Below are 24682 nucleotides of genomic sequence, written 5' to 3' on the forward strand. Positions count from 1 at the left end.
AATTCAGTGCGATTTTGGGTGTTATTTATTGCGATGTGTTGGAGCGTATTCGCTTCGGCGCAGACAAAAGATGTATTGGTTATCCACTCCTACCATCAAGGATTTTTCTGGACGGATGATTTCCATAAAGGGTTATCCGAAGAACTCGATCGCGACGGGTTGTCTTACCGCGTCGTTTACCTCGACAGCAAACGCTCTCAAAATCCTGAATACCTAGAGCGCGTGTACCAGCTTTACCACACCAAATTAATGCACGAAGAGTTTGCAGCGGTTGTGGTGAGTGATAACAACGCCCTAAACCTGATGAAGCGTTTAGCGTCAGATCTCGATGGAACCCCGGTCATCTTTGGTGGCATCAACAACTTCTCTCCTAAAATGATCGAAGGTTTGAACGCAACCGGTATCACTGAAGACATCGATCTGGTTGGTAACATCGAACTGATCAAGCGCCTCCAAGCGACCGTGAAAAAAGTCTACATGGTGACCGATCATTCGGTGACTGGTGAGGCCATTCGTGCGCAAATCGATCTGTTTATTGAAACTAACCCTCAATTTACAGATTTGATTGAACATTATGTTCCAGACTCATACCAAGAACTGACGACTTTCTCGCAGCGTGCAGACCTAGGGAAAAGCTTGCTGTTTTGGGCGTATTACCGAGATGCGAAAGGTGAAGTGAGCAGTGATGAAGATTGGCGACAACTGAACATTAAAACGCAAATGCCGCTGTATATGGTGCACGACTTAGGCCTAGGTTTTGGGGCCATTGGCGGGGTGATTCAAAGCGGTGAAACTCAAGGGCGTAACACTGGGCGCGTTTTGTTGCAGGTGTTGGCGAATCCTAATGATCCGTTACCTCCTGTAGTTGCTGGTGCACCGGAGATTAAGCTCGACTATCAACAAATATCGCGTTGGGATCTCGGCGCTGAGAATGAAGCTGCAGTGACATTCCTCAACAAGCCCAAGTCTTTCCTGACGCGCTACCGCGATGAAATTCGCACCATAGGTTTAATGTTCCTTGGTATGTCGTGCGTGATCGCCACCTTGGTGTATTACCTCAATCGTCTTAAGAAAAGCGAACGTGCAAGCCGCCAAAGCCAACGACTGTTGGAATCGATATTCGACCAGAGCCTTCAGTTTATGGGCATTATCGACAAAGACGGTGTATTGCTGTCGAGTAACAGCAAGCTGCATGAACTGCTCTACAATCAGGGTTACAAGTTAGGAACACCTTTGCAAGAACATCAGCACTGGGAAGATTCTGCCAGTGAGGTGTTGAAAGAGTATTTTGTTGAGCGAGATGATCACCCATCTTTGCGCTTTGAAGCTGAGGTTTGGTGCCGAGATCGCGGTGCCATGGTATTGGATATCTCATTAAAACCGATGCCGGGTAGTGAAGAAGGTGATATTCAGTTCTTGTTTGAGGCGCGCGATGTGACTTCACGTAAGCTGGCTGAGAATAAACTATTCCAGCGAGAAGCGAACCTAAAGCTCTATTACGACAAGCAACCCGTGATGATGATTACCTTGGATGGTAATAACCGCATCCAACAAGTGAACCAGTTTGCCGAAGAGCTGCTTGGTTACCCACTGGATGAACTTTTAGGTCATCGCCCTAGAGAGTTCTACGTCGATGAGAACGCGATGATTCCACGTCATATCTTGTTGCAGCCACAGCATAAGATTCGTGGCGTCTGGCGTCGTGATATTGAATATCGTCATGCTGATGGCAGTACGATCTGGATTCGAGAAAATATTCGTCCGCTGGTGGAGTCTGATCAGCTGTTGATTGTGGGTGAGGACATCACCGAGACACATGAGCTTTCTGAAAAATTGGAGTATCAGGCGCGCTATGACTTGCTGACTGATACCTTTAACCGCAACCACTTTGAGCAAGAACTGCAAAAGGCACTCAAAGAAGTTGAGAGCCACATGCGTACCCACGCAATGCTGTTCTTAGACCTAGACCAGCTGAAAGTACTGAACGATACCGCCGGGCATGAAGCGGGCGATGCTGCGATCTTGTTTAGCGCGCAGTTATTGGAAGAGGTACTGCCATACAATGCGGTATTGGCGCGTATGGGGGGTGACGAGTTTGCGGTACTCATCAAAGACTGTACTGAGCGAGATGCGGTGAATGTGTGTCGCAGTATTATCTCGATGATGGGCGACAATCCATTCTTGTGGGATGACATCCGACTAAACTTGACTTGCTCTATCGGCATTCGATTGATTGACCATACCGCGGCTTCACCACAAATGGTACATGCTCAGGCAGACGCGGCATGTCATGCAGCCAAAGAGGAAGGGCGTAACCGTTATCACCTTTACCATCAAGATGATGAAGACTTGCGTCGTCGTCACCTAGAGATGGAGTGCGTCAATTTAGTACATGAAGCTTTAGCTAATGATCGCTTGGAGTTGTTTGCACAGCGTATTTTAGGCTTAGATGAAGACAGTGACAAAATGCACTTCGAGATCTTGGTCCGCATTAAGAACGTCGATGGGGAATACATCTCTCCTGGGATCTTCATGCCAGCTTCTGAACGCTACAACATTGCGCATTTGATTGATCGCCAAGTGATCGGCCAGACACTGAGCTGGTTGGAACAACGTCCACATCTGATTGATGATTTAGGGATGTGTTCTATCAACCTTTCTGGTCACTCGATGGGTAACCGAGAGTTTGTTGAGTTCTTGATTGAAAGCTTGAGTAACTCGCCGATTCCGTGTCATAAGATCTGCTTAGAGATCACCGAAACAGCGGCGATGAGTAACATGAAACAGGCGATCAAGTTCTTCACTCGCATTAAAGACCTCGGTTGTATGATTGCGCTCGATGACTTCGGGTCTGGGTTATCGTCGTTTGGTTACTTGAAGAAACTGCCAGTCGACATCGTTAAGATCGATGGTTTGTTCGTGCGTGATATTGATGTCAATGAGATGGACCATGTGATGGTTCGCTCTATCAATGATTTAGCCAAGCAGATGGGTAAGCACACAGTGGCTGAGTTCGTTGAAAACACCCAGATCATCGACAAGCTGATTGAGCTTGGTGTGAACTATGCACAGGGCTACATTATTGGCCGACCTAAGCCACTTGCTGAGCTGGTTGATGAACTTCAGCAAGAGCGAGTGCTAGAAAATGCAAACTAACTAGGCCTTGTGTACGGGCCTTGTTTTAATCTCGCTACTTTCGGTGCTAATAGTTTGCACCGCTAATATGTATTGTTGAGGCAATCAGGTAAACTGGTTGCCTCTTTTGTTTTGAATACTACTGTCTGTTGGAGACGACCTTGCAACTACAACTGATTTGCGAAGATGCTACCCAAATCGATCATCTGAATGACTTAGCGACCCGTTGGAATTTATCTCACGATGAAAACAGCGAATTTGCTTTGGTGCTGACTAGCGAGCGACTTGAGCTGCGCAAAGTAGACGAGCCCAAGTTAGGCGCTATCTTCGTTGATCTAGTTGGTGGCGCGGTTGGCCATCGACGTAAGTTTGGTGGTGGCAAAGGTCAAGCTATCGCCAAGGCGGCAGGTTTAAATAAAGGGGCTACGCCAACCATTCTTGATGGCACGGCAGGCTTAGGGCGCGATGCATTTGTACTGGCTTCTTTAGGTTGTAAGGTGCAGATGGTCGAGCGTCATCCTGTTGTTGCAGCGCTGCTTGATGATGGATTACAGCGTGCGCAGCAAGACCCTGATATCGGTGGTTGGGTTAGCGAACGTATGAAATTGATTCACGCTTCAAGCCACGATGCGCTGGATAAACTCAGTGACGATCCTAACTTTGAGCAACCGGATGTGGTGTATCTAGATCCAATGTACCCACACCCAGAGAACAAAAAGAAATCGGCTCTAGTCAAAAAAGAGATGCGCGTATTCCAATCTTTGGTCGGTGCAGACTTAGATGCTGATGCTCTATTGACACCTGCGATGAAGCTCGCATCAAAGCGAGTTGTGGTCAAAAGACCCGATTATGCGGCTTGGTTAGATGAGCAAAAACCGAGTATGGCGATCGAAACCAAAAAGAACCGTTTTGACGTGTATGTGAAAGCATCAATGACTTAGCGATGCGCTAAGAAAATTTCCCGTCATAAATACGATAAATTGCTATTTAATACTTGCGATAGTCGCGTTACGGATGTATATCTAACTAAGAATCATTATTATTCTTAGCTGGAGTTGTAGCATGGCTAAACGCTTTTGTAAGTTAAACCGTCGAGATATTACCGAACACCTAGGCGAGATCCACAGCTTGGTTACTGAACCTAAGTTTGTGTGTCGCTCTTGTGCACGTTCATCGGCGGACGAAGCGAACCTATGTAAACCAACCGCAATTCCACCTCTTGGTTGTCAAAACAAACCCGTTGAAGAGAAAGTCGCATGCGGCCTACTAGCGGAAACATTACCTGTACCAGAGCTATCGCTTGCGGAAATCAGCGAGACAATTGAGCCGAGCGTACAAATGTTCGATCCAGCCGCTGCTGATATTGCCCCTGAGCTTGCAAAAAAAGAAGCCGCACAGAAAAAAGCCAAGCTGAAAAAACTGATGGCGAAGGCGAGCGGTGATGAGAAAGCTGAACTCAAACAAGCGAAGAAAGCGGCTAAGAAACAAGAGAAGTACAACAAAAAGCTCGCGAAGATGATTAAGAAGCAGCAAAAGCTGTTTAAGAAAAGTCAGAAGCTGGAAAGTGAATTGGAACGAATCAACCTACAACTTGATGATGTTGCCTTCACTGAAACCAAGACTCAGGTAGTGAGCCACAATCAAATCCACTGAAGTTGATTTGAATGGTTTATTGCTACAGCGATGATTTAAAAAGAGCGACCTTAGGTCGCTCTTTTGCTTTTGTGCGCCGAGCATGGCGTTGATCTAGGAGGTGAAAGTCCTCTACGGGCTCAGTCGAGCGAGAACCGTTAGCCTATGCAAGGGCGTTCACCGTGAGGTGAAATCTGAAGGAAGCAAATGGCAAAACTTGGTTGTGACGAACAGAAATCTGATAGTAGGTCATTACAACTTGGGCAACCTAGCAATAGATAGAATAGCCCGATGCCTCGACGGGAAGTGTGTAGTGATAAATCAGGCACGGCCAAGGGAAAGAGCAACGTCTTACCTCGGGAGATCTTATTACTTGTCTCGATAGAGACTAATACAGCAGCGATGCGGTATGACGAGCAATAAGAAGTCAGCAGAAGGCATAGTACCTTAAGGAAGTACAACTTAAGGGAAGGCCCGAACTGAATATATCAAGAAGCAGTCACTAGACACTCAATCATGTGGGGTCATAGCAAGATGAAAACCATCTCTACGTCCCAATGGGCGATACAGCAAGTAAAGCTCATGGTGATGAAGAATGACAAGCATGATTGGCGTAAACAGGAGGACGAGTCTTGGTGATCTCGACGTCGTTGATGGAGCAAATCTGCTCTTCAACCAACTTGAATCAAGCTCTACGAAGAGTGAAGAAGAACAAAGGATGTGCAGGTGTCGACAAACTCGACATAGATGCGACTATCTCAACACTTCGACAGGCTTCAAATGGGCAAGCGCTTCGCCAGAGTCTTCTGGAAGGAAGCTACCAACCTCAACCGGTACTTGGTGTAGAAATCCCTAAACCTAGTGGTGGCGTAAGGCAACTAGGTATCCCAACCGTGCTTGATAGAGTTGTCCAACAGGCAATGACCTCAGTACTGTCAGATATCTATGACCCCAAGTTCTCCAATAGCAGTTACGGATTTAGACCAAACCGCAGTGCGCACCATGCATTAACGGCAGCCAGTCATTACATCCGAGAAGGTCGAGGTTATGTTGTAGATATCGACCTAGCGAAATACTTCGACACAGTGAATCACGATAGACTGATGTACAGACTGTCACAGGACATCAGTGATAAACGAGTGTTGAAGCTCATCAGGTCATATCTACAGGCAGGCATAATGCGAAACGGGATGGTTGAACAGAGACAAAGAGGGACACCACAGGGTGGACCATTATCCCCGTTGCTATCCAATATCGTATTAGATGAACTGGATAAAGAGTTAGAGCGCAGAGGGCATAAGTTCTGTCGATATGCAGACGACTGCCAAATCTACGTTCATAGTGAAGAAGCCGCTTATCGAGTTAAAGAGTCGATAACGGAGTTCTTGGAGCAAAAGCTGAAGCTCACGGTAAATCGAGAGAAAAGTGGTGCGACAAGAGTGACAGAGCGGACTTACTTAAGCCACCGCTTCGGGATAGATGGAACAATCCATCTATCGAAGGCAGCACAAACTCAAATGAAGAAGCGAGTGCGGCAGATAACGAAGCGAAACCGAGGGCGAGAGTTGCAAGCAGTCATAGCGGAATTAACTCAATACCTAAGAGGTTGGCAACACTACTTCAAACTCGCCATACGGAAAAGCAGCTTGCAGCGCTTAGACGAATGGATACGGCGACGGCTACGATGTTACCGCTTAAAACAACGCAAACGCAGATACGGCATAGCGACATGGTTACAACAACAAGGTGTAACGGAGCGCAATGCGTGGAAGGTAGCGATGTCAGATAAAGGGTGGTGGCACTTGGCCTTAACGCCGCAGTTAAATCACGCCATGCCAATAAAATGGTTCGAGGAGTTGGGCCTGTACTCATTGCGAGATGGGTATGAGTCACTGAAAATATATTCGGAACCGCCGTATGCGACCCACGCTTGTACGGTGGTGTGAGAGGACGGAGGTCGTGAGGCCTCCTCCTACTCGATTGGGGTTATCCGAGCTGACTCATGTAGCTCGTTCAAATCAGCTAAGCGTTGCTTGCGGATCTTGCTACGCGCTTCTTCACCCACGTCTCATTGACGAATAAAGAGAATAAGATAACGGCGCCACCAATAGACAAGCGAACCAAATCGACATCTCTGTTCCAAATCAGGATATTCACCACCAGACCAGCAGGAACCAAGGCATTGTTCATCACTGCCAGCGCGCCAGCATTCACCATGCACGCGCCTTTATTCCACATAAAGTAACCCAGCCCCGACGCAATCAAGCCAAGGTAGATCAGGATTCCCCATTGAAGTGTGGTGGTGGGCAGTTTCTCTGGGTTGCCTAGTAGCATGAAAGCCACTGACGCGACACATAGCGCCCCTAAGTAGAAGTAACCAAATACGGTTCGCTGAGGCAACTCGGTCGATTCCTTCTCCATCACCACCTTGTAGCCCACCTGACCGATAGCAAAACAGAGGTTCGCGCCTTGTACGACAAGGAAGCCAACTAAAAAGTTTTCGTTGATGCCTGCGAATTTAATGAATACCGCGCCCAATACCGCAATTGCAGCTGTCACTAAGTACCACGGAGAGAATTGCCCTTTAAGAAAGTCATAAATCAGCGTGACGTAAATTGGCGTGAAAACGGTAAACAAAAGGACTTCAGGAACAGATAGCAGTAAGAAAGACTGATAGTAGAAGCAGTACATCAGGCCAAGCTGGATACCACCAATAGTCATCAATTTAGCGATCAGCTTACGTGATACGCCGCGAAACTTTAGGAAAGGAAGAAATACGACGCCAGCAAGGGCAACACGCATTAAAACAGAGAACCAAGAATCAACCTGACCCGCAAGGTAAACGCCGATCAGGCTAAAGGAGAAGGCCCATAGGAGGGTAACACCAGCTAAATAGCTCATAGTAAAACTTCGTTAATAAGATATGAGCTGTATGTTACCTAACCTTAAATCATTAGTCTTCTGAATCTCTTAGAGGCACGACCAGCATATCAACCGGAGAGGCGTTGATCAGTTGTCGTGTTGAAGAAAGCAGTTTGCTCCAAAAGTCTTGATGGTGACCGCAAACCACGAGATCAACATTGAACTCGTTGATGGTGTCACACAGCTCATGACTCAAATCGCCACTGCCCACCAGGGTATGGGTGATCGGGTATTGAGCGTGCTCCGCAAAATTTTGCAGCTGAATACGAGATGCTTCCATCGCGTTATGTTGCGTTTCGGCCATGTTGATATCAATCAGGCCAGTGTAGAGTTCCGCGTAGTTAATATCGATATGGATAAAAGAGACTTTGGCTTCCAATGGCTTTGCCAGTGCTACCGCTTTATCCACAATTAATTTGCTGTCTTCTGATAAATCGACCGCGACCAAAATATGTTTGTAACTCATATCTCTACCTCCTTTATTCATTGTCTGTTTAAAGATTAGCACTATGCGGTGGCTTTTTTTGCTGAAGTGATCTCATATCCACTGTCTTGCGTAATGACAGCTCGAAATATTGGTTAACTAATGGCCTGCGAGATATTCATTAAAAAGTGATATAGTAGAGAAAATTGAGGATGTAATTAGGAGTCTTAAATGCTGTCAAAAACTATGGTTGAGCAACTGAATGATCAAATTAACCTAGAATTTTTCTCATCCAATCTATACTTACAAATGAGTGCTTGGTGTGAAGACAAAGGATTTGAAGGTGCAGCAGAGTTTCTGCGTGTTCATGCAGTAGAAGAAATGGAACATATGCAGCGTCTTTTCACTTACGTAAGCGAAACAGGTGCAATGCCAATTCTGGGTGCAATTGAAGCACCAAAACACGAATTCGAAAGCCTTGGCGCAGTGTTCCGTGAAACTTATGAACATGAGCAGATGATTACTGAAAAGATCAACAAACTGGCTCACGTTGCTTTCAGCACACAAGACTACTCAACCTTTAACTTCCTGCAATGGTACGTTGCAGAGCAACACGAAGAAGAGAAGTTGTTTAAAGGTGTATTGGATAAGCTAGAACTTGTTGGTGAAGACGGTAAGGCACTGTTCTTTATTGATAAAGACCTAGCGCAATTGGCAAAAGATGGTTCATCTTCAATTATGGAAGCTCCTGCCGTTTAGGTAGTACGAGAAAGACACTGATTATCTTTTTCTTTTGAGTTTTCTTATGAAGATGTAGGGAGGAAAGGATGATCAGCGGCGACACTATTCTATTTGCACTAATGGTTGTGACTTGCGTGAACTGGGCGCGTTATTTTACTGCGCTAAGAACGCTCATTTATATTATGCGAGAAGCGCATCCTCTACTTTATCAACAAGTAGACGGAGGCGGTTTTTTCACAACTCATGGCAATATGACCAAACAGGTTCGTCTGTTTAGTTACATCAAAAGCAAAGAGTATCACCATCACCATGATGAAGTGTTCACTTCCAAGTGTGATCGTGTGAGACAGTTATTCATACTCTCTTCCGCCCTTCTGGGTGTAACGTTGCTGGCTTCTTTCATCGTCTAAGTTATTTAGTGCGTGTGAAGTAGAACTTAGTTTTTGATGTAAAGCTTTGGTTGTTGGTTTGCTAAGCCAAGTCGTGGTTTTGATGTTGTCTGCAAATTGTACAATTGAACATCAATTGCAAAGTTTAAAATTGCCGCTAAAATAGCGAGCAATTAGTAAGGATGTGCTGTTTATGCACATCCTTTTTTATTGATGGCATTTCGAGAACAGGGCGTACTCGGGCTGCAAAAGTGAAGAAAAGCAGAACCACATGAGTGAAAAATTTGATGTAATCGTAATTGGTGCGGGCGCCGCGGGCTTAATGTGTGCTGCGGAAGCTGGTAAACGCGGCCGACGAGTGTTGGTGGTTGATCATGCAAAGAAACCAGGCAGAAAAATTTTAATCTCAGGTGGCGGCCGTTGTAACTTCACTAACTATGATGTTTCAGCCAACAACTTCTTGTGTAACAACCCTCACTTTGTGAAGTCAGCTTTATCTCAATACACCAACTGGGATTTTATCTCGATGGTGAGCAAGTACGGTATAGAGTTCGAAGAGCGAGACCACGGTCAGTTGTTCTGTGTGAATGACCACACCGCAAAAGACATTGTGAGCATGTTGCTTGAAGAGTGTAAGCTGGCGAAAGTTGAACAGCGCTACCGTTGTGACGTTCACTCCATCGAAAAGACGGATATTGGCTTCAAGATGCACCTCAATACCGACCAAGTTGAGTGTGACTCACTGGTAGTAGCGACCGGTGGTTTATCAATGCCTAAGCTGGGCGCAACGCCATTTGGCTACAAGATTGCCGAGCAATTTGGTTTGTCTGTGATGCCAACTACCGCAGGCTTGGTGCCATTCACTCTGCATAAAGAAGATAAAGAAGCTTTCGCTGAGCTTTCTGGCATCGCAATTCCTGCCGAGATCACCGCGCAAGACGGAACCTTGTTCAAAGAAGCGTTGCTCTTTACCCACCGCGGCCTATCGGGTCCTTCAGTTCTGCAAATTTCTTCGTTCTGGAAAGCGGGTCAGTCGGTTTCGATTAATCTAGTACCTGAAGTCGATTTAGCTGAGTTGCTGGCTAACTCTCGCGAGAAGCACCCAAATCAGAGCCTGAAAAATACCTTGGCGAAAGCACTACCGAAGCGTTTTGTGGAAGTGTTGATTGATCGTAAAGAGCTGGAAGACAAGCCGCTTAAGCAGTTCAATGAAAAACAGCTGAATGATATCGTAGAGCACCTAGAAAATTGGAAAATCGCGCCAAACGGTACCGAAGGCTACCGAACGGCCGAAGTAACTCTAGGCGGCGTGGACACCAATCACCTATCTTCAAAAACCATGGAATGTAAGAGCGTCTCTGGCCTCTACTTCATCGGTGAAGTGATGGACGTAACAGGCTGGCTTGGAGGTTATAACTTCCAGTGGTGCTGGAGTTCTGGCTTTGCAGCAGGTCAGTGGGTTTAAGCTTACCCATAGATTTAAAATTACATAAAAATGGCGAGTCATACGACTCGCCATTTTTGTATCTAGTTTAGAGTTAAAAGTAACTCAATTGATGACTTTCTCGATCAATCGAGTCTTTTCGCTCTTATTTACGCAGTTTTGTTTTTTGAAAATTTGATCTGCTGAACCACTAAACCAGCAATGATCAGTACCAAGCCAAACAGTGTCGCTGGGTGAATTTCTTCGCCGATAATCGTGGAAAGTAGCATCAACGAGATAAATGGTGATGCGAAAATCAGGTTGCTGATACGAGCTGTGTTGTTGGTTAGCTTGAGTGCTGATAACCACAATACAAAGGTAATGCCCATCTCGAATAGACCAACGTAAGTCACCGCCATCCAACCCTTCGCCGTAATTTGGCTAAAGCTTTCGCCCTCAAAAATGGTTAAACCGATCGCGAAGGGTAATGCCACTAAGAATCCAAGCAGTACCCCCACCACGGGATCAGCCTTGTTTTTGGTGTTGAGAATCCAGTATCCCGCCCAAAGCAAAGTTGAAAGCAGCGCTAGCGCCACACCGAGTGGGCTATCGAACTGCATGCCTAACACGTCGCCTTTGGTCGCAATAACTACCACACCCGCATAGCTGAAGGTACACGCAATCCAATCTTGTTTACGAATCTTTTGCCCTAGAAAAACCGCTGCCATTAAGGTTAGCGTGATCGCCCAGCTGTAGTTGATGGCTTGAGCTTGTGAAGCGGGAAGCAGGTCGTATGCTTTGAATAGAATCAGGTAATAGGCCAATGGGTTGACCAAGCCGAGCAGTAAGTAATACCAAGGGTTTGAAAGGAACGTAGTACTCAGCTGAGAAAGCTTGCCCTGAAAGGCGCAGACTGCGATCAGCGCAATCGACGACACAATGCTAGCGATAGTCAGCATTTGAATAGGTGAAAACTCAGCAAGGGTCAGCTTAAAAGCAGTAGCGACCGTTGACCACAGCAGTACTGCGGAAAGGCCAAAGCCTAAGGCACGACGTTCGTTCATGGCAACTCATTCTAATTTGATGGGACAGAATACGGAGCGCCTAGTCTATCTGTCGAATTTTAATACGGCAAACTGGACATTTATCCAGTATCAAAATACCATTTAATGAGTTATTTCCAATTAGGCTAAATCATTATCATGCAATGGATTATCGAACATCAGGCAACGCTTATTGCTGCAATTTCTGGCGCGCTCGTCAGCGGTGGCGTCGTGGGTTGGTGGATTAAACAGAAGCTCTCTTTTCAGCAGCGATTGCTCGAGCAGCAGCTAGAGTCCGATCGTTTGTTGCATGAATCTCAGCAAGCTCAGCTCAAATCATCACTCGTAGAGGCGCAACAAGAACTCAATGAGTTAGATGATGACCGAGACAAAGCGGCATTCGAGCTCAAGCAAGCACACGGTAAGGTGATGGCTGCGATGGAAAAGCTGCGCTACTTTGAGGCGGTAAAGCAAGAGCGCCAGCAGTACGCTGATGAGATCAATGTGCTGAAAGACCATAAATCTGAATTGGAAGCCGAACTGCGCGAACAAGAAGCAAGGCATGATCAAGAAAACCTCGCCAATAGCGAAAAGCTGCAGTTGCTAGAACAAGCTGAATCTCGACTTAAGCAGCAGTTTGAATTGTTAGCGAACCAACTTTTTGAGAGTAAAACCGCCAAGGTCGATCAGCAGAACAAGCAGAGCCTAGAAGGTTTGTTGTCTCCACTAAGAGAGCAGTTGGAAGGCTTTAAGAAACAAGTGAACGACAGCTTCAGCCAAGAAGCCAAAGAGCGTCATACTTTGGTGCATGAGCTTAAAAACCTGCAACGTCTTAATGAGAGTATGACGCGTGAAGCGGTGAACCTGACTCAAGCGCTAAAGGGTGACAACAAACAACAAGGTAACTGGGGCGAGGTGGTGCTGGCTCGCGTGCTTGCTGAATCAGGACTGCGCGAAGGCCACGAATACCAAACGCAAGTGAACCTGCAAAACGATGCGGGCAAGCGTTATCAACCGGATGTGATTGTGCATCTGCCACAAGATAAGCAAGTGGTGGTCGATTCCAAAATGGCGTTGGTGGCATTTGAACGCTACTTCAATGCCGAAACCGACCAGCAGCGTGATGCTGCATTGCGTGATCACTTGGTGTCGTTAAGAGCGCACATCAAAGGTTTGAGCCAGAAAGATTATCATCAGCTCAAAGGCATCCAAAGCTTGGATTACGTGTTGATGTTTATCCCGGTTGAGCCAGCATTCCAAGTCGCTATTCAAGCCGACCCTAGCTTGGTGAAAGACGCGATGGAGCAAAATATCATCTTGGTCAGCCCAACGACCTTGCTGGTGGCACTGCGTACCATTGATAACCTGTGGCGTAATGAAAGACAGAACCAGAACGCTCAAGTCATCGCAGAGCGTGCAAGTAAGCTTTACGACAAACTGCGCTTGTTTGTGGATGATATGGAAGGCCTTGGTAGCTCGTTAGATAGAGCCAACCAAAGCTATCAAGGTGCGATGAATAAGCTAGTAACAGGCCGTGGCAACGTGATTCGTCAGGCCGAAAGCTTCAAGCAATTGGGTGTTGAAGTGAAGAAACCGATCTCGATTGGTTTGGCTGAAATGGCGCAAAATGAGGCTTTTTCAGAAAATGCCTCCTTAGTAGAAAGACAACCTGCTGAGGATAAAGTAAACTAATCGGCCGCAGCGCCTCTAAACACAAAGAGCGCTGTCGATGAGAACTTACCATGGTAGATAACAGCATTATGGACACAAGCGTGCAGACAAATTCAGCAGTAGAGTCAGAAACCACACACTTTGGTTTCGAAACAGTCGCAAAAGACGAAAAAGTCGCGAAAGTAGCAGAGGTATTTCACTCTGTAGCCGCTAAATACGACATCATGAATGACTTAATGTCGGGTGGTGTTCACCGCTTGTGGAAGCGATTCACGATTGATTGCAGTGGCGTTCGCCCTGGTCAGCGTATCCTAGATCTTGGTGGTGGTACTGGCGACCTTACTGCGAAATTCTCGCGTATCGTTGGTGAAAAAGGCCACGTGGTTCTTGCTGATATCAACAACTCAATGCTGAATGTTGGCCGTGATAAGCTGCGTGATAGCGGCATTGTTGGCAACGTACACTACGTACAAGCGAACGCTGAAGAGTTGCCATTCCCAGATAACTACTTCGATTGCATTACGATCAGCTTCTGTCTGCGTAACGTAACCGATAAAGACCAAGCGCTGCGTTCTATGTACCGCGTACTTAAGCCGGGTGGCCGTCTGTTGGTTCTTGAGTTTTCTAAGCCAGTGCTTGAGCCACTATCAAAGGTTTACGATGCCTACTCTTTCCACCTGTTGCCAAAAATGGGTGAGCTGATTGCCAACGACGCAGACAGCTATCGTTACCTTGCAGAATCAATCCGCATGCACCCAAATCAAGAGACTTTGGAAGGCATGATGCAGGAAGCGGGTTTCGAGAATACTAAATACTTCAACCTAACGGGCGGCATTGTTGCGCTGCACCGCGGTTACAAGTTCTAGTCGAACTTGGTAGCAGGCTCGTAGGGCGTGCTAAACAATAAGAATAAAGACAGAACGGATAGGTTAAGGCTTATCCGTTTTCAAAGGTAAGGACAGTCATGCCATTTGATCCATTGGTAACCGCGGTTATTGAAACCTCTTTAAATACTTTCGTGAACGATGATCCAGCCTTGGTTCGTCGTTTGTCTCGTTTAAAGGGGCAGATCATTCAAGTTAATTTGAAAGAGTTGAATAAAACACTCACTTTCGTTTTCAGCCAACAGATTGATGTGTTGTCAGAATACGAAGGGCAGCCTGACTGCTACCTATCTTTGAACCTATCGGTGTTACCTGAACTGCGTGAGCAATCGAACATCACCAAGCTGATCAAGCAAGATAAGCTGATCTTAGAAGGTGATATTCAACTCGCACAAAAATTTGCTCAGCTGATGACAGACTGCAAGCCGGACTTAGAAGAGTGGCTATCGCGCGTAACGGGTGATGTGGTTGCGTATACCTTGGTGCAAGGCGTTAAAAACGTCGGTGGCTTTGTAGCAAAACAGGCAACTAAGCATCAAAATCATGTTGCTCAAGTTCTGACTGAAGAGTGGAAGATCGCACCTGCACCGTTAGAAGTTGCGCACTTTTGCGACCAAGTTGATGACGTAAAAAGCTCCGCTGCTCGTCTTGAAGCTAAGTTGAACGCTCTGTTGGAGAAAGCATGACCCCAGCAGAACTGAAACGTCTTTATCATATTATCAAGGTACAGTTGGAATATGGCCTTGATGAGTTGATGCCGGAACACCAACTGACTAAAGCTCCTTTGTTGGCGCGAAAGTCACTGTTTTGGCTTAAGAACAAGCATCAAGATAAAGAGTTGGGTCATCGCTTGCGCCTTGCGCTGCAAGAACTTGGTCCAGTGTGGATCAAGTTTGGACAGATGATGTCGACACGTCGTGATCTGTTCCCTCCTCATATCGCCGATCAGTTGGCGTTGTTGCAAGACCAAGTTGCGCCGTTTGATGGTCAACTGGCGAAGCAAGATATGGAGAAGGCGTTGGGTGGCAGTTTAGACAACTGGTTTACCGACTTTGATATCGAGCCACTGGCTTCTGCTTCTATCGCTCAGGTGCATACCGCAAAGCTTAAAGAGAGCGGTCGTGAGATTGTTCTGAAGGTAATTCGACCTGATATTCGCCCGGTGATTGACGCAGATCTAAAACTGATGCACCGAATGGCGCGTATAGTCGCTAAGTCGCTTCCTGAAGCACGTCGTTTGAAACCGGTTGAAGTGGTTCACGAGTACGAGAAAACGTTACTTGATGAACTCGACCTGCGCCGTGAGGCGGCCAATGCCATTCAACTGCGACGTAATTTTGAAGGCAGTGAAGAGCTGTATGTTCCAGAGGTTATCCCTGATCTAAGCAGCGAAACCCTGATGGTGTCAGAGCGTATCTACGGTATTCAAGTCTCCGATATTGAGACGCTAGAAGCCAACGGCACCAACATGAAATTGCTCGCGGAACGCGGTGTGACGGTATTCTTCACCCAAGTATTCCGAGACAGCTTTTTCCATGCAGACATGCACCCGGGCAACGTATTCGTTAACCCAGAGAATCCAGATAACCCTCAGTGGATTGGTTTGGATTGCGGCATTGTCGGCACGCTCAACAGCGAAGATAAGCGCTATTTAGCCGAGAACTTGTTGGCTTTCTTCAATCGAGATTACCGTAAAGTTGCCGAGCTGCATGTTGATTCGGGGTGGGTGCCACACGACACCAACGTCAATGATTTTGAGTTCGCGATTCGTATGGTATGTGAGCCAATTTTTGCAAAACCACTTGGCGAGATCTCATTTGGTCATGTGTTGCTAAACTTATTTAATACAGCAAGACGTTTCAACATGGAGGTTCAGCCTCAGTTGGTACTTCTACAGAAGACCTTGTTGTATGTGGAAGGCCTAGGTCGTCAGTTGTATCCGCAACTTGATTTGTGGGCAACCGCCAAGCCTTTCCTTGAAACCTGGATGATGAATCAGGTGGGGCCGCAAGCTGTGATCAACGCAGTAAAAGAGCGCGCGCCATTCTGGGCAGAAAAACTGCCAGAGCTGCCAGAGCTACTTTATGACAGCTTGCGCCAAGGTAAAGCGATGAACCACAGAATGGATCAGCTTTATCAAGGTTACCGAGATAGTAAGCGTCAGCAAGCAACTGGAAAGTTTTTGTTTGGCGTTGGAGCCACTTTAGTCGTATGCTCCGCAATATTAGTTTCAAGCCCTTATGAGCAGCTATCTATGGGCTGTGGCATCGCAGGTGTCACATTTTGGTTGCTTAGTTGGCGAGCTTACCGTCGTTAGACAGTAGACTCTCTTAATATTTTTATGTGTAGACAGACCCGAGGACAATGACAATGGGTGGTATCAGTATTTGGCAACTTCTAATCATTGCTGTAATTGTAATTTTGCTATTCGGAACAAAGAAACTGCGCGGTATGGGTGGTGACTTAGGTTCAGCGGTTAAAGGCTTCAAAAAAGCGATGAGCGATGAAGACAAGCCTGCAGATAAGAAAGATGCAGACTTCGAACCAAAGAATATTGAACAGCAGAAGACAGAAGCTCACGCTGAAACAACTGCTGAAACAAAGAAAGACAAAGAGCAGGCGTAAATCGTGTTTGATATCGGTTTTTGGGAACTGGTATTAATATCTGTCGTTGGGTTAGTGGTTTTAGGGCCTGAGCGTTTGCCCGTGGCGATTCGCAGTATTTCCAAGTTTGTTGGACAAGCGAAAAGCATGGCAAATAGTGTGAAAGATGAACTTTCTCATGAGCTTAAGGTGCAGGAGCTGCAAGAAAACCTACGCAAGGCGGAAAAAATGGGCATGGAAGATTTATCTCCAGACCTTAAAGCGTCAGTCGATGAGCTCAAGCAGGCCGCTGCTGAGGTTCAACGTCCGTATGCTAAGCCTGAGTCTGATAAGCCAAGTGAGACTAAACCTAGTGTCACGGAAACTGTGGAATCTGAAACCATTCAGGTCAACAGCGAAGCTTCAGCACCGTCAGATAAGAAAGCCGAATAGTCTCGCAAGGAGGAGTCGCCGGATACTTGAGTCGCTAGATGTTTAAATAGATAGCTATTCAAGTAAATAACTATTCAAGTGGATACCAATTCAACTGGATAGATACACGCGCGGCTCCTTTTCGATCTTCCTGTTTAAGAGGTTTGACATGTCTTCGACTGAGCAGACACAGCCTTTAATTAGCCACCTTCTAGAACTACGTAATCGTCTACTACGTGCGATTGTCGCGGTGCTAGTGATATTTGTCGGGCTAATTTATTTTGCTAATGATATTTATGAATTCGTATCAGCACCTTTGGTAGATCGTCTACCTGAAGGGGCGACGATGATCGCAACCGATGTTGCATCGCCATTTTTCACACCACTGAAATTAACCTTGATCGCGTCTATATTCCTCGCGGTTCCGTTTATTTTGTATCAGGTTTGGGCTTTTGTTGCTCCGGGTTTATACAAGCATGAAAAACGCTTGATCATGCCGCTATTGGCTTCAAGTTCATTGCTGTTTTACTGTGGTGTGGCGTTCGCTTACTTCATTGTATTCCCGTTGGTATTTGGCTTTTTTACGGCCATATCATTAGGGGGGGTAGAGTTCGCAACCGACATCTCAAGCTATCTTGATTTTGTACTCGCGCTGTTCTTTGCTTTTGGTATTGCCTTTGAAGTGCCCGTTGCGATTATCTTGTTGTGTTGGACGGGTGCAACAACGCCTCAATCTCTGTCTGAAAAGCGTCCTTACATTGTTGTGGGTGCTTTCATCATAGGTATGATGCTGACACCACCAGATATGATCTCGCAAACACTGTTGGCGATTCCAATGTGTATTTTGTTTGAGATTGGTCTGTTCTTCGCACGTTTTTATACGCGTAAGCCAGATGCGGATGAAGAGGAAGAAGCTGAATCTTAATTCGGAATGCTTCAGTAAGAATCACATAATAAAAAAGCGGCCTAGGGCCGCTTTTTTATTATGTCTGTTTATCGAATCTTTAACTGATAGCCACAGTTCTGACATATATAGAGCTCTTTGATGCCCAAAATCTTATGCCATAGGGTTCGATGTTGACGTTGTAAGTGTTGTGAATGGTCACACATAATCAACTACCTCCATATGCAGGTGGTTGATACTATACATATCACTTAGCTTTCTCAAATAAATTCAGGATAAATCCGTAATAATTACTTATTAATAGATTCATCATAGATTAAACAATGCCTTAGCATTTGTGCTGGTTATGTTTTCGACTTCTTCAAGGGTAATTCCGCGCAATTCGGCGATGCGTTTTGCCACCAATTCTGTATAGGCTGGCTCATTACGTTTACCGCGATTCGGTGTTGGTGCCAAGTATGGGCAATCTGTCTCTAGAATGACGTAATCCATATCAAGATGTGGGATTACCTTGTCCATTCCTGAATTCTTAAAGGTCGAAACACCACCTAATCCGAGGTGAAAGCCGAGCGCGTTGATCGCTTGAGCCTCTTTTAAGCTGCTGCCAAAACAGTGGAATACGCCACGTAAGCTGCCATCTTGTTCTTTACGAAGTAGGGCAAGTGTCTCTTCAATAGAATCACGAGTGTGGATCACCACAGGTAGATCGAGCTCTTTGGCCCATTGCAGTTGAGTCACAAACGCCATCTCTTGTTCAACCTTGAAAGTTTTATCCCAGTACAAGTCGATGCCAATCTCACCCACAGCGATAAAATCATGCTTATCAAACCAAGCTCGAATGGTTTTGAGGGTTTGCTCGATATTCGCATCCACATAACAAGGGTGTAAGCCCATCATTGAACGGCACACATCAGGAAACTGAGCTTCCGTCGCTAGCATTGGTTCGATAGATTCTAAATCGATGTTCGGCAATAGAATGGTATCAATCCCTTGAGCCAGTGCGCGCTCTACAACTTGCTCGCGGTCTTCATCAAATTCGCTCGCGTAAATATGAGCATGGGTGTCGATCATTGTTTTGTCCTGAAAGCGGTCTTTACTGAGTTGTCATGAGTATACGGCAGTGTGAGGAGAAGGTCATTTTTTGCCATTTATCCCTGTTTTTGAGTGGGTTTCATATTTTACTGCTAGCGTCCTGAGCCATCAGTGATATGCTTTTGCCTGTATTTAGCACTTTTCATATCTAAGTATTTCGGTGCTTAGACTAGGCAAGGAGAATCTAGTGTCTGTTTCAATTCAAGGTCAATTCCCAGGTCGCCGTATGCGCCGTATGCGTAAGCACGACTTTAGCCGTCGCCTAATGGCAGAAAATCAATTGTCTGTGGATGATCTAATCTACCCAATGTTTATCCTGATGGGTAAAGACCGCCGCGAGCCTGTCGAGTCAATGCCAGGTGTTGAACGCTTGTCGATCGACTACATGCTTGAGGAAGCAGATTACCTGTCAAAGCTGGGTGTTCCTGCGATTGCTCTATTTCCAGTCGTGAACCAAGATGCTAAAAGTTTATGCGCAGCTGAAGCTCATAACTCAGAAGGTTTGGTGCAGCGCGCTGTACGTTTACTAAAAGAGCATGTGCCAAACATGGGCGTTATTACTGACGTAGCACTAGACCCGTTCACCACTCACGGCCAAGACGGCATCATCGATGAAGATGGTTACGTGATGAATGACGAGACGACTGAAGTCTTGATCAAGCAAGCATTATCACACGCTGAAGCGGGTGCTGACGTAGTTGCCCCATCGGATATGATGGATGGTCGCATTGGTAAGATCCGTGAAGCGTTAGAAGAAGCGGGCCATATTCATACTCAGATTATGGCGTACTCTGCAAAATATGCATCGTGCTACTACGGCCCATTCCGTGATGCAGTTGGCAGTGCTTCGAACCTGAAAGGTGGTAACAAGAAGAACTACCAGATGGATCCAGCCAACAGCGATGAAGCGATTCATGAAGTCGCGATGGATCTTAATGAAGGTGCGGACATGGTGATGGTGAAACCAGGCATGCCTTACCTTGATATTGTTCGTCGTGTTAAGCACGAACTGCAAGCGCCTACGTTTGCTTACCAAGTATCTGGTGAATACGCGATGCACAAAGCGGCGATTCAAAACGGCTGGCTGAAAGAGCGCGAAACCGTCATGGAATCACTGTTGTGCTTTAAGCGTGCTGGCGCTGATGGCATTCTTACTTACTTCGCTAAAGATGTCGCAGAGTGGCTTGCTGAAGATAACGCACAAGCTGCTGAGCATTTAAAAGAAAAGTAACCGTGTAGATCTCACTTAAGTGATCAGTAAAGGGTTGGCCATTGTGCCAGCCCTTTCGTTTATAAGGATGAATAAGATGTCAGTTGTTGTACGTGAAGGCTCGTTAGAAGAGGTGGTGTCTGTTGTCGATCAGATTTCTGAGTTCGCTAAAAAAGAAAGTATCGCTTCCCTTTCAGAGCGACTGACAGGGAAAAAGAACCTTATCTTAGTGGCTGAAGAATCTGGCGTGTTGCTCGGTTTTAAGATCGGCTATGAATTGGATCAAGATACTTTTTACAGCTGGTTTGGTGGCGTGTCACCGCTCGCGAGGAACAAAGGCGTTGCACAGGCGCAATTAGATGCTCAGGAACAGTGGGTTCAAGAGCAGGGCTATAGGCAGTTAAAGGTTAAGTCCCGTAACCAGTTCCCTGCAATGTTGCGCCTGTTATTAAGAAACGGTTACTTAATCGAAAAATTTGAAGAAAAAGAAGACATTAATGACCATAGAATCCATTTTTTGAAGCAAATTTAAGCACTGTTGTTAACGGTTTATAAATCAAATGAGATTTATTATCATTTAATTGTTGACTATTAAATGAGAATCATTATTATTAACTTCGTCTTAGGGAATGAGGAAATGTTCACAAGGATGTTAAGTACTCAAGTATCTACTTGGTTACCCAACAGAATTCTCGCGAACTTGTACTAAGTTCTTTTTGACACGACATTGCTCACATTGCTTCCAGTGTAATTTATAGCTTTTAGGTAAAGCTGTGGTATTCAATTTGAATGGCTTTACCGGTTTTTGCTAGGCGACATCTTCGGGTGTCGCTTTTTTTTATACCTACCATTTCAACAAGATGCATATTTAGTGGCACGTATTTTTATGAATAAAACGCCATCAGCATTCTTTTCCACAACGCAAGATCGAGAAAAGATCGTTGATCATCTGTTCGATCTGTAAAATTATTCTTTATTTTCAGTTGTTTATTGGTGTTTTTTGAGTTGTTCACCGTAGTTCTCAACAGGGTGGATAAATAATATAAACAGAGTTATCCACAGAACGCTTGCGTCTAAGAACAAAAAATAACAACAAATCGATTATAACGAACACAGCCGAGTGAACGGATACAGATCGACAACGTGGAATCCAACCAACAGACGTGGCATTCTTAACAGATAATTTCTGTACTTACTGGATACACAAACATTATGGCTCGTATTCCTGATAATCCATTGATTCTGATCGATGGCTCTTCTTACCTATATCGCGCGTTCCATGCTTACCCTGGCACAATGAGCAATGGTGATATCCCAACTAACGCTGTTTACGGTGTAGTTAACATGCTGCGCAGCATGATGCGTCAATTTGCTTCTGATCGTATTGCGGTTATTTTTGATGCAAAAGGAAAGACGTTCCGTGATGACATGTACCCAGAGTACAAGGCTAATCGTCCACCTATGCCGGATGATCTACGTTGTCAGATCGAACCTTTGCACAACGTGATTCGCGCAATGGGTCTACCACTTATCTCGATCCCAGGCGTTGAAGCGGATGATGTGATTGGTACGCTAGCTTCTCAAGCATCTAAAGCGGGCATGCCGGTTTTGATCAGTACTGGCGATAAAGATATGGCGCAGCTGGTTGATGACAACGTTACTTTGATCAACACCATGACCAACGTGGTTATGGATCGCGAAGGCGTGATAGAGAAGTTTGGCATCCCACCTGAGCTGATTATCGACTACCTTGCACTGATGGGCGATAAAGTGGATAACATTCCTGGCGTTCCAGGTGTTGGTGACAAAACAGCAACTGCTCTACTACAAGGCATTGGTAGCATCGAGAAGTTGTACCAAAACCTAGATGATATTGCGGCGCTTGGCTTCCGTGGTTCAAAGACCATGGCTAAGAAGCTGATTGATAATAAAGACAACGCTGAGATGTCTTACGAGCTTGCAACGATCAAACTGGACGTCGAGCTAGAAGAGACACCAGAGTCACTCGTAAAAACCCAACCAAACACGGATGAGCTGATTAAGCTATACGGTCAACTGGTCTTCAAATCTTGGTTGAACGAGCTACTTGAAGGCGGCAGCGGCGTGGTTGAGGCGGATGAAAAGTCGGGTGCTGTGCGTAGCAGCACGGCATCAACCACTTCTACCGTAGAAATGAACACCTCTGCAGTGACGATTGATCGCAGCAACTACGAAACCATCTTAGATGAAGCCTCTTTTAATGCGTGGCTAGAGAAACTGAAAGCGTCAGAGGTGTTTGCCTTTGATACTGAAACAGACAGCTTGGACTACATGGTGGCTAACCTTGTTGGTCTATCATTCGCAACCGAAGAAGGCGTTGCCGCTTACGTACCGGTTGCCCATGATTACCTAGATGCACCTCAACAACTCGACCGTGATTGGGTACTTGAACAGCTTAAGCCGATTCTTGAAGATGACGCACAGGCTAAAGTCGGTCAAAACCTGAAGTACGATATGAGCGTTTTAGCGCGCTACGGTATCGAGATGAAAGGCATCAAGCACGACACCATGCTAGCGTCTTATGTTTTTAATAGCGTTGGCGGCAAGCATGATATGGATAGCCTAGCGCTGCGTTTCCTTCAGCACAGCTGCATCTCATTTGAGCAAATCGCAGGTAAAGGTAAGAAGCAGCTTACTTTCAACCAGATTGAGCTGGGTGAAGCGTCTCCATACGCAGCAGAAGATGCTGACGTGACTTTACGTCTTCATAACCGTTTGATGGAAAACATTGAGCAAGATGAAAAGCTAAAAGCCATCTATGAAGAAATCGAAGTACCACTGATCCCTGTTATGTCTCGCATTGAACGCACTGGCGTATTCATCGATGACATGCTGCTAGGCGCTCAATCGCAAGAGATTGCGGTTCGATTGGATGAGCTAGAACAGAAAGCCTACGAGATTGCAGAGCAAGAGTTCAACATGAACTCGCCAAAACAGCTGCAAGCGATCCTGTTTGAGAAAATGGGTCTGCCTGTTATCAAGAAAACGCCATCAGGTGCACCTTCAACCAACGAAGAAGTGCTGCAAGACCTGGCTCTTGATTACCCGCTACCTAAGCTGATCATTGAGTATCGTGGCCTTGCGAAACTCAAGTCTACCTACACAGATAAACTACCGAAGATGATCAACGCTGAAACCGGCCGTGTTCATACGTCTTATCACCAAGCGGTGACAGCAACGGGTCGTTTGTCTTCAACAGATCCAAACCTACAGAACATCCCAATTCGTAATGAAGAAGGTCGTCGTATCCGCCAAGCATTCGTTGCACAACATGGCTGGAAGATTCTAGCGGTCGATTACTCTCAAATTGAATTGCGTATCATGGCGCACCTTTCGGGTGATAAAGCGCTTCTGGAAGCATTCCAACAAGGCAAAGATATCCACGCGGCAACGGCTGCTGAGATCATTGGTGTTGATATTGAGAGTGTGACCACTGAACAACGTCGTCGTGCTAAAGCCGTTAACTTCGGTCTTATCTACGGTATGAGTGCCTTTGGCTTGGCTAAGCAACTGGGTATTCCTCGTGGCGAAGCACAGCACTACATGGACACTTACTTCGAGCGTTACCCTGGCGTAATGCAGTATATGGAAGACACGCGCAGTGCGGCTTCAGAGCAAGGCTTCGTTGAAACCATTTACGGTCGTCGACTGCACCTTCCTGAGATTCAATCTCGTAATGGCATGCGTCGTAAAGCTGCTGAACGCGCGGCGATCAATGCGCCAATGCAAGGCACAGCAGCGGACATCATCAAGAAAGCGATGTTGTTGGTGGATGAGTGGATTCAAGCGGAAGGCGATGGTCGTGTAAAACTGCTTATGCAGGTACACGATGAATTGGTGTTTGAAGTGGAAGAGTCATCTTTAGCCGAAATTGAAAGTAAAGTACAACAATTGATGGAATCCGCTGCAGAGCTAGAAGTTCCGCTAGTTGCGGAAGCTGGCCACGGTGACAACTGGGATCAAGCCCACTAATCAGTTTTTGACCTTATTGAGCAAATTAGTATGAGCCAGTGCACAAACACTGGCTTTTTTTTGTCTCAAATAAAGTTGAGTCGTAAGAAGCATTTGGATGTTTTAATAAAACATTCGTGAAAAAAAACTACAAAAATTGTTTTCATTTCTGAGCAATTGTTGTACATTAAATCTCGTAGGGTACAG

21 protein-coding genes are annotated in these 24682 nt (G+C 45.9%); 17 read left to right on the forward strand and 4 right to left on the reverse strand.

Annotated features, from left to right (window positions below):
- The first annotated feature begins 33 nt into the window (after positions 1 to 33).
- From ACED45_RS09130 to ltrA, 4 genes are all read left to right on the forward strand, one after another.
- The gene (locus tag ACED45_RS09130; RefSeq protein WP_239940563.1) at positions 34 to 3156 is read left to right on the forward strand and encodes a bifunctional diguanylate cyclase/phosphodiesterase; all 3123 of its coding nucleotides are present in this window, start codon (positions 34 to 36) and stop codon (positions 3154 to 3156) included.
- Positions 3157 to 3296: 140 nt separating this feature from the next.
- A complete protein-coding gene (locus ACED45_RS09135) occupies positions 3297 to 4076 on the forward strand; it encodes a class I SAM-dependent methyltransferase (protein WP_004740952.1) in 780 nt (259 codons plus the stop codon).
- 121 nt (positions 4077 to 4197) lie between these two features.
- Positions 4198 to 4788, forward strand: a complete 591-nt coding sequence (locus ACED45_RS09140; protein WP_371713828.1) for a hypothetical protein — start codon at positions 4198 to 4200, stop codon at positions 4786 to 4788.
- A gap of 632 nt (positions 4789 to 5420) precedes the next feature.
- Complete coding sequence (gene ltrA / locus ACED45_RS09145; RefSeq protein ID WP_170962452.1) at positions 5421 to 6713, forward strand: group II intron reverse transcriptase/maturase; 1293 nt, start codon at positions 5421 to 5423, stop codon at positions 6711 to 6713.
- Positions 6714 to 6789: 76 nt separating this feature from the next.
- Here the strand turns inward: ltrA and ACED45_RS09150 are convergent, their stop codons facing one another.
- Together ACED45_RS09150 and uspA are read right to left on the reverse strand one after the other, a co-directional pair.
- Positions 6790 to 7668, reverse strand: coding sequence for a carboxylate/amino acid/amine transporter (locus tag ACED45_RS09150; protein ID WP_123302149.1), 879 nt, complete (start codon positions 7666 to 7668; stop codon positions 6790 to 6792).
- Positions 7669 to 7720: 52 nt separating this feature from the next.
- Positions 7721 to 8155, reverse strand: coding sequence for a universal stress protein UspA (uspA, locus tag ACED45_RS09155; RefSeq protein WP_017060149.1), 435 nt, complete (start codon positions 8153 to 8155; stop codon positions 7721 to 7723).
- 189 nt (positions 8156 to 8344) lie between these two features.
- Between uspA and ftnA the strand changes: the two genes are divergently transcribed.
- From ftnA to ACED45_RS09170, 3 genes are all read left to right on the forward strand, one after another.
- Entirely contained in the window at positions 8345 to 8872 is a 528-nt protein-coding gene (gene ftnA, locus ACED45_RS09160) for a non-heme ferritin (protein WP_017066029.1), read from the forward strand.
- 68 nt (positions 8873 to 8940) lie between these two features.
- The gene (uspB, locus tag ACED45_RS09165; RefSeq protein WP_048661272.1) at positions 8941 to 9264 is read left to right on the forward strand and encodes a universal stress protein UspB; all 324 of its coding nucleotides are present in this window, start codon (positions 8941 to 8943) and stop codon (positions 9262 to 9264) included.
- A 250-nt stretch (positions 9265 to 9514) separates the two neighbouring features.
- A complete protein-coding gene (locus ACED45_RS09170) occupies positions 9515 to 10708 on the forward strand; it encodes an NAD(P)/FAD-dependent oxidoreductase (protein WP_213864798.1) in 1194 nt (397 codons plus the stop codon).
- A gap of 128 nt (positions 10709 to 10836) precedes the next feature.
- Here the strand turns inward: ACED45_RS09170 and ACED45_RS09175 are convergent, their stop codons facing one another.
- Positions 10837 to 11730 carry a DMT family transporter gene (locus tag ACED45_RS09175; protein WP_102432216.1) on the reverse strand — a complete coding sequence of 298 codons (894 nt, stop codon included), beginning with the start codon at positions 11728 to 11730 and terminating at the stop codon, positions 10837 to 10839.
- A 138-nt stretch (positions 11731 to 11868) separates the two neighbouring features.
- On the opposite strand from ACED45_RS09175, the gene rmuC reads away from it, so the two are divergent.
- The 7 genes from rmuC to tatC all read left to right on the forward strand — a co-directional run bounded on the left by rmuC (position 11869) and on the right by tatC (position 18204).
- Positions 11869 to 13401, forward strand: coding sequence for a DNA recombination protein RmuC (gene rmuC, locus ACED45_RS09180; RefSeq protein ID WP_371713829.1), 1533 nt, complete (start codon positions 11869 to 11871; stop codon positions 13399 to 13401).
- Positions 13402 to 13466: 65 nt separating this feature from the next.
- Positions 13467 to 14246 (forward strand): bifunctional demethylmenaquinone methyltransferase/2-methoxy-6-polyprenyl-1,4-benzoquinol methylase UbiE, encoded by a 780-nt coding sequence (gene ubiE / locus ACED45_RS09185; protein WP_026012235.1) that lies wholly within the window; start codon positions 13467 to 13469, stop codon positions 14244 to 14246.
- Positions 14247 to 14344: 98 nt separating this feature from the next.
- On the forward strand, positions 14345 to 14950 hold the full coding sequence (locus ACED45_RS09190; protein ID WP_371713830.1) for a ubiquinone biosynthesis accessory factor UbiJ: 606 nt from the start codon (positions 14345 to 14347) through the stop codon (positions 14948 to 14950).
- Positions 14947 to 16581 carry a ubiquinone biosynthesis regulatory protein kinase UbiB gene (gene ubiB / locus ACED45_RS09195; RefSeq protein WP_017065813.1) on the forward strand — a complete coding sequence of 545 codons (1635 nt, stop codon included), beginning with the start codon at positions 14947 to 14949 and terminating at the stop codon, positions 16579 to 16581. The genes ACED45_RS09190 and ubiB overlap by 4 nt, the downstream gene beginning before the upstream one ends.
- A 53-nt stretch (positions 16582 to 16634) precedes the next feature.
- Positions 16635 to 16889 carry a Sec-independent protein translocase subunit TatA gene (tatA, locus tag ACED45_RS09200; protein WP_017060154.1) on the forward strand — a complete coding sequence of 85 codons (255 nt, stop codon included), beginning with the start codon at positions 16635 to 16637 and terminating at the stop codon, positions 16887 to 16889.
- Positions 16890 to 16892: 3 nt separating this feature from the next.
- Positions 16893 to 17300 (forward strand): Sec-independent protein translocase protein TatB, encoded by a 408-nt coding sequence (gene tatB, locus ACED45_RS09205; protein ID WP_048612432.1) that lies wholly within the window; start codon positions 16893 to 16895, stop codon positions 17298 to 17300.
- A gap of 148 nt (positions 17301 to 17448) precedes the next feature.
- Entirely contained in the window at positions 17449 to 18204 is a 756-nt protein-coding gene (tatC, locus tag ACED45_RS09210; RefSeq protein WP_017060156.1) for a twin-arginine translocase subunit TatC, read from the forward strand.
- A 288-nt stretch (positions 18205 to 18492) separates the two neighbouring features.
- Here the strand turns inward: tatC and ACED45_RS09215 are convergent, their stop codons facing one another.
- The gene (locus ACED45_RS09215; protein WP_371713831.1) at positions 18493 to 19254 is read right to left on the reverse strand and encodes a TatD family hydrolase; all 762 of its coding nucleotides are present in this window, start codon (positions 19252 to 19254) and stop codon (positions 18493 to 18495) included.
- Positions 19255 to 19462: 208 nt separating this feature from the next.
- On the opposite strand from ACED45_RS09215, the gene hemB reads away from it, so the two are divergent.
- The 3 genes from hemB to polA all read left to right on the forward strand — a co-directional run bounded on the left by hemB (position 19463) and on the right by polA (position 24496).
- Positions 19463 to 20506 carry a porphobilinogen synthase gene (gene hemB / locus ACED45_RS09220; protein ID WP_215406431.1) on the forward strand — a complete coding sequence of 348 codons (1044 nt, stop codon included), beginning with the start codon at positions 19463 to 19465 and terminating at the stop codon, positions 20504 to 20506.
- 76 nt (positions 20507 to 20582) lie between these two features.
- Complete coding sequence (locus tag ACED45_RS09225; protein ID WP_371713832.1) at positions 20583 to 21017, forward strand: GNAT family N-acetyltransferase; 435 nt, start codon at positions 20583 to 20585, stop codon at positions 21015 to 21017.
- A gap of 680 nt (positions 21018 to 21697) precedes the next feature.
- Complete coding sequence (polA, locus tag ACED45_RS09230; protein WP_371713833.1) at positions 21698 to 24496, forward strand: DNA polymerase I; 2799 nt, start codon at positions 21698 to 21700, stop codon at positions 24494 to 24496.
- Positions 24497 to 24682 lie beyond the last annotated feature (186 nt).

Source organism: Vibrio crassostreae (assembly GCF_041439375.1).
GTDB classification, from domain to species: Bacteria; Pseudomonadota; Gammaproteobacteria; order Enterobacterales; family Vibrionaceae; genus Vibrio; species Vibrio crassostreae_D.

Coding starts and splice junctions, on each gene's coding strand:
- ACED45_RS09215 (WP_371713831.1), bottom strand. CDS start 19,254: ATGATCGACACCCATGCTCATATTTACGCGAGCGAATTTGATGAAGAC.
- ACED45_RS09190 (WP_371713830.1), top strand. CDS start 14,345: ATGCCATTTGATCCATTGGTAACCGCGGTTATTGAAACCTCTTTAAAT.
- uspA (WP_017060149.1), bottom strand. CDS start 8,155: ATGAGTTACAAACATATTTTGGTCGCGGTCGATTTATCAGAAGACAGC.
- ftnA (WP_017066029.1), top strand. CDS start 8,345: ATGCTGTCAAAAACTATGGTTGAGCAACTGAATGATCAAATTAACCTA.
- uspB (WP_048661272.1), top strand. CDS start 8,941: ATGATCAGCGGCGACACTATTCTATTTGCACTAATGGTTGTGACTTGC.
- rmuC (WP_371713829.1), top strand. CDS start 11,869: ATGCAATGGATTATCGAACATCAGGCAACGCTTATTGCTGCAATTTCT.
- ubiB (WP_017065813.1), top strand. CDS start 14,947: ATGACCCCAGCAGAACTGAAACGTCTTTATCATATTATCAAGGTACAG.
- ACED45_RS09150 (WP_123302149.1), bottom strand. CDS start 7,668: ATGAGCTATTTAGCTGGTGTTACCCTCCTATGGGCCTTCTCCTTTAGC.
- ACED45_RS09225 (WP_371713832.1), top strand. CDS start 20,583: ATGTCAGTTGTTGTACGTGAAGGCTCGTTAGAAGAGGTGGTGTCTGTT.
- tatC (WP_017060156.1), top strand. CDS start 17,449: ATGTCTTCGACTGAGCAGACACAGCCTTTAATTAGCCACCTTCTAGAA.
- polA (WP_371713833.1), top strand. CDS start 21,698: ATGGCTCGTATTCCTGATAATCCATTGATTCTGATCGATGGCTCTTCT.
- tatA (WP_017060154.1), top strand. CDS start 16,635: ATGGGTGGTATCAGTATTTGGCAACTTCTAATCATTGCTGTAATTGTA.
- ltrA (WP_170962452.1), top strand. CDS start 5,421: ATGGAGCAAATCTGCTCTTCAACCAACTTGAATCAAGCTCTACGAAGA.
- ACED45_RS09140 (WP_371713828.1), top strand. CDS start 4,198: ATGGCTAAACGCTTTTGTAAGTTAAACCGTCGAGATATTACCGAACAC.
- ACED45_RS09175 (WP_102432216.1), bottom strand. CDS start 11,730: ATGAACGAACGTCGTGCCTTAGGCTTTGGCCTTTCCGCAGTACTGCTG.
- ACED45_RS09170 (WP_213864798.1), top strand. CDS start 9,515: ATGAGTGAAAAATTTGATGTAATCGTAATTGGTGCGGGCGCCGCGGGC.
- ACED45_RS09130 (WP_239940563.1), top strand. CDS start 34: ATGTGTTGGAGCGTATTCGCTTCGGCGCAGACAAAAGATGTATTGGTT.